Origin of the sequence: Wolbachia endosymbiont of Drosophila baimaii (genome assembly GCF_028982185.1) — a bacterium.
GTDB lineage: Bacteria > Pseudomonadota > Alphaproteobacteria > Rickettsiales > Anaplasmataceae > Wolbachia > Wolbachia pipientis.
On sequence record NZ_JAPQLE010000194.1, the window covers coordinates 1 to 5318 of the forward strand.

Consider the following 5318-nt stretch of genomic DNA (forward strand, 5'->3'; position numbering starts at 1 on the left):
TAAGTCATAACTATACGCTGCTGGCATGCTTACCATCACTACTATAAATCCATATCTTACCTTTTTTGGACTATTATGAGAAGTGCTATACTAATAAAAGTTTAAATTATTTTTGAAGAACTTATTCTACTGAATTCGTTACTTCGTGCTAAAATAATGGACTCCATCATTCAACAGCAATTACAGTATGTTTACCCTTTTTCTTGTTATTTTTCTAATCTATAGCTAGCGTTCAAAACCATATTCGAAAATACGTTTTCGGATTTTTTTTAATGCTGTTTATTTCATCCTCAACATCGTCTCTACCTTTATGAACTAAGTAGCAGCATTAAAAATTATAACGTACCCCTATCTCTAGAGTTGCATCTGGTATTTGTTTTGCTTTTATACCACTTAGTTGCCCACCCATGGTCATACCAACTGCACCAATTATCTGCGAAGTAATTTCATAATCAACACCTAACTTTAGTTTATAGGAAATAGAACTCAGTATTTTATCTACTACAGATGAACCAGCAGCTTCACCACCTGATTCTGGAGCACCTTGTGTTTCTTCTTCCTTTTCTTTTTCTTCTTGTGAACTATTGCCATCACCATCAACTGTATCACTAACACCAAAGCCAAAAGGTGTTATTTGGAGATATCCTCCTAAACCTCCGCTGACATATAGCTTAACGGGATCAATATCAAGGTCAGGATAGAAGCGGTAGTTTGCCAATAAGCTAGCTCCTATGCTCTTTAATGACTTAATATTACTGAGAACCTCAAGTTCAAATTTAGAGTTTTGGTCATAATGGTAACCAAGAACAACACCAGGTTTCATTTTAAAGCCACCACCCCAACCAGCACCAAAGTTTAAACCTGCATAGTACTTATCTTCTGACTTACTTGCACTATTACTAGCTGCACCTGCTAGAGATGAAGTAAGCAACACAGCCAAAACGCACAATCTCTTTATTTTCATATAACTCCTCATACAAAAAAATATATAATGCATAAGTATATATCCTTTATATTAAAAAAGATATAACTACATGTCAAAAAAAGTATAGCCATAAAATCAGATTATATAAAACGTACTACTCAGGTCTTTTATATAACTATATTTACTATCTTATTTGGTACAGCATATACAGTGCGAACTTTGCTTTGATCGATCTTACTGGACACAGAGTCTATCGCTATTTTCTTCAATTCTGCTTGAGGTAAGTTAATTGCCACCTTGATTGTTGTACGTAATTTTCCATTGATTTGCACTGCTATAGTTACCGTATCGTCAACTAATAATGATTCATCAGCTTTTGGCCAAGGTTGACCTCCTATTCCTTGCCATAGGCTTTCAGCTAGATGTGGTATGAATGGTTCGATTATTCTGATTAATATACATATACCTTCATCAATAAGAGATTTTCCAGTTTTTACGTCTATTTCAGCTATTAAATTCGTCATCTCACGAAATTTTGCCACTACACAGTTTAATCTGCAGTTTTCCAAGTCATCTGTAAGTCCGTGTAAGAGTTTATGAATTTTTTTTCTGTACTCTAGAAGTCCACCCGTAACACTTTCATTATCATAGTGTATATTTACAGGTCTTAGCTGCATGACCATACGCCACAATTTATTTACATAACGAGAACAACCTTCCACACCATCATCGGACCATTCCATATCTTTTTCTGGAGGAGTGTCAGACAACACAAACAAGCGGGCAGTATCAGCACCATACTTTTCTATGATAAAATTTGGATCAACTGTGTTCTTTTTCGATTTGCTCATTTTCTCGACTTTTCCAACTTGAACCTTAGCTCCTTGTGCAATCAACTCTTTTGCTTCTGCGGGAAATAGCCACTTACCATTTTCGTCTTTATAAGTTGCATGGCAGACCATTCCTTGAGTGATTAAAGTAGAGAAAGGCTCTTTAATATCAAAATAGCCACATTTGGTTAAAGCACGGCAGAAAAATCGTGAGTAAAGCAAATGCAGAATTGCATGCTCTATTCCACCTATATAATAATCAACAGGCATAAAACGATTACACGCATCTTTGTCTATTGATTTATCTTCGCTACAGAATGCAGCAAAATACCAAGAGGATTCAAAAAAGGTGTCAAACGTATCAGTTTCACGCTCTGCTTGCTTTCCACATTTTGGGCAATCAACAAATTTCCAAGTAGGATGTTTATCAAGTGGATTGCCACCACTTGTGAATTCCACATCCGCGGGCAGTATTACAGGCAGGTCTTTTTCTGGCACTGGAACAGTACCACAGTCTTTGCAATATATAATAGGTATAGGGCATCCCCAATAACGTTGTCTCGAAATTCCCCAATCGTGCAAACGATAGTTTATTGTTTTTTTGCCTATTTTTTTTTCTTCAAATTTTTTAACTATGGCTTCCTTTGCTTCACTAACCATTAATCCGTTTAAGAATTCGGAGTTAAACATTGTCCCGTCTCCAGTATACGCCTCCTTTGTCATCTGAGTAGCTTGACACTGGGATCCATTGTAAGAATTCTGGTCACGCGCTGGAATGACACCTAAGTGGGCTGAAGAAATAACGGGAATTATCGGCAAATTATATTTCTGTGCAAATTCAAAGTCACGCTGATCATGTGCAGGGCAACCAAAAATCGCGCCTTCCCCATATTCCATCAACACAAAATTCGCTATGTAAAGCGGCAATTCCTTATCAAGAAATGGATGTTTGACGTTTAATCCGGTGTAAACTCCTATTTTTTCATCGTTCTCTCTTTTCGATTTTATTTCTTGGATCCCAGTGTCAAGCACTGGGATGACAACAGAAGAACCATTCTTTAAATCCTGCACAATAGGATGCTCTGCTGCCACTGCACAAAAAGAAGCCCCAAACAAAGTATGAGGATAAGTTGTAAAAACTTTTAATTTCTTATTCAGGCCAACTACTTCAAACTCTATAGTTGCTCCTTCAGATTTTCCTATCCAACGCTCCTGCATTGTTTTGACTTTTTCTGGCCAATTTTTCAAACTTTGCAGGCACTTGAGTAAATCTTCAGCGAAATCAGTAATCTTTAAAAACCATTGGGACAACTTACGTTTTTCAACAACTGCACCTGATCGCCATCCTTTTCCATCAACCACCTGTTCATTTGCAAGCACTGTTTGGTCCACTGGATCCCAGTTAACCCATGATTCTTTTCGATAGGCAAGCCCATGCTTTAAAAAATCCAGGAAAAATTTTTGTTCGTATTTGTAATAGTCAGTCTCACATGTGGAGAGTTCACGCTCCCAATTATAAGAAAGACCTATAGATTTCAACTGTGTACGCATATTATCTATATTCTCTTTTGTCCATGTTTCGGGGCTAATATTGTTATCCCTTGCTGCATTCTCAGCTGGTAATCCAAACGCATCCCAGCCAATTGGATGCAAAACCTCAAATCCATTAGCTCTCTTGTAACGCGCTATCACATCCCCTATTGCATAGTTACGTAAGTGTCCCATATGAATTTTACCAGATGGATATGGAAACATTTCCAACACGTAACACTTTTCTTGTTTACCACTCTTGCTTACAGAAAAATCCCATTTATCTTGATAAAATTTTTCAACACTTTTAAAATCATATTTCATATAAATCCAAATTCAATTACAGTTCATATGCATCAAAGGATCAACCGCTTGGCCATTATGTCGTACTGTGAAACACATCTGTGGATCTTTATCTTGTGTGCTTGATTTACCTGCAGATCCAATTACTTGACCTTGCTTTACTTTATCACCAATTTCAACATGTATGTTTTTTAAATAGGAGTACACAGTCATGTAATTATCTTTGTGTTCCACTATAATTAAATTCCCATACCATCTCAGCCCTTTGCCTACATATATCACTTTGCCTGGTGCAGAGGAAACTACGTTCGTTCCATTTTGAGCAGCAATTTTTATGCCATCCTTACACATTTCATCAGAAGAGGTAGCTGAACCTTTAACTGGCATTACAAATTTACAATTTACCCCCACATTTTGTGTATTATTGTTATCTTTGTATATCCTATTTATGATGGCTTTTCTACTTTCTTTTTGCACTGAAGGCTCCCTAATTAAATGGTACTCTCTTGTATATTCCAGATCTCTTTTTCCGTAAAATTCTTCGCCTTTAAGCAGCACAGGTGCAGGTTTTTGCAGGCCACAGCCTATTAATATTGCTAATAACATAAGAAATAAGGCTATATGCCACATTTTAAACTCTCACAAAACTCCAAAATTTTAGCGAGACGTAGTGTTTCACGCCTGCTTGTTACTTTCCTCGTTATTTATTTTACTAGTTAAATAGTCCCTCAAATCGGTGAGTTCTTGCAACAAATTCTTTGTGACTTTTATATCATTACCAAATTCTTTTTGCACTCCTTTTATTGTATATCCTTTATCATATAGCATGTATTTTACTTTCTTTATGGCCTCTATACACTTGCGATCATATAGCCTTCTTCCTTTACGCTTTGTAGGCTTAATTTGATGAAATTGACCTTCCCAAAATCTCAAAACATGCTGTTCCAAATGTAGCTCTTCAGCTACTTCCCCAATCGTATAAAATAATTTTTCCTTGTTCATTAATTATTGATTGATTTTTTTATAATTTTTGAAGGCCTAAAAGAAACTGAATTTCTTGCCTGAATCATCACTTTCTCCGATGTATTTGGTATATTTCCTGGTCTTTCCTTCTTTTTCTTAACCAAGAATGTTCCAAATGACGATATTTTTACTATTCCATCCTTTACCAAGCTTGTCTTTATTTCGTCCAATATATCATCTATTATCGAAACAGAGTCTTCCTTTGATAATCCTATTTCTTGGTTTATATCTCCAGCTATCGTTGCCTTAGTTACTGTTGTGTCTTTTGTTGTAACGTGATCCATTATTGATAAATATTACAATACGTAAATATAATATAGCAATCGACTCGAGATTCAGCTACTTTATTTTTTAGAGTATGTCTCTTTTGTTGCATAATTTAAAATACCGGCAACTATCAATATCGCAAATATTGCAAAAAGTGCCATTTTATGATCTGTAAAAAGTGCTAACATTGACACTATAACTCCACTGCCAATAAACATAAATCCATTGATAATGGATGATGATGTGCTGATGTATTTTCGTTTCACAATCTCGCTGCCGACAGTAAAATTAAGCATATGTCCTCCCGCAAAAAACCCGAACATTAACATACAAAAGTACACAACGTGGACTGTTATAGCATTTCTCATAATAGTCCGAACAGGTCATAGGAAGGCAGAATCAACAGCACGACGAAAGGATTCGAATAGAGGAATGTTTTT

The 5318-nt window shown here is 36.0% G+C and carries 7 protein-coding genes; 1 reads left to right on the top strand and 6 read right to left on the bottom strand.

The genetic code is table 11. The features are described from left to right. Window positions 1–328: 328 nt before the first annotated feature. The 6 genes from OZD66_RS05690 to OZD66_RS05715 all read right to left on the bottom strand — a co-directional run bounded on the left by OZD66_RS05690 (window position 329) and on the right by OZD66_RS05715 (window position 5096). Window positions 329–964 carry a hypothetical protein gene (locus tag OZD66_RS05690; protein ID WP_182366265.1) on the bottom strand — a complete coding sequence of 212 codons (636 nt, stop codon included), beginning with the start codon at window positions 962–964 and terminating at the stop codon, window positions 329–331. Between the two features lie 128 nt (window positions 965–1092). Continuing rightward, complete coding sequence (gene leuS / locus OZD66_RS05695; protein WP_182366267.1) at window positions 1093–3609, bottom strand: leucine--tRNA ligase; 2517 nt, start codon at window positions 3607–3609, stop codon at window positions 1093–1095. Window positions 3610–3621: 12 nt separating this feature from the next. Next, window positions 3622–4218, bottom strand: a complete 597-nt coding sequence (locus OZD66_RS05700; RefSeq protein WP_182366268.1) for a murein hydrolase activator EnvC family protein — start codon at window positions 4216–4218, stop codon at window positions 3622–3624. A gap of 45 nt (window positions 4219–4263) precedes the next feature. Continuing rightward, window positions 4264–4590 carry a MerR family transcriptional regulator gene (locus OZD66_RS05705; protein ID WP_006279880.1) on the bottom strand — a complete coding sequence of 109 codons (327 nt, stop codon included), beginning with the start codon at window positions 4588–4590 and terminating at the stop codon, window positions 4264–4266. Then, window positions 4590–4895 carry an integration host factor subunit alpha gene (locus OZD66_RS05710; protein WP_006279881.1) on the bottom strand — a complete coding sequence of 102 codons (306 nt, stop codon included), beginning with the start codon at window positions 4893–4895 and terminating at the stop codon, window positions 4590–4592. Before OZD66_RS05710 ends, OZD66_RS05705 begins: the two co-directional genes overlap by 1 nt. Before the next feature lie 60 nt (window positions 4896–4955). Then, on the bottom strand, window positions 4956–5096 hold the full coding sequence (locus OZD66_RS05715; protein WP_007549336.1) for a hypothetical protein: 141 nt from the start codon (window positions 5094–5096) through the stop codon (window positions 4956–4958). Window positions 5097–5109: 13 nt separating this feature from the next. Between OZD66_RS05715 and OZD66_RS05720 the strand changes: the two genes are divergently transcribed. Beyond that, on the top strand, window positions 5110–5318 hold a 209-nt coding region (locus OZD66_RS05720; protein ID WP_275022485.1), incomplete at its 3' end, for a hypothetical protein.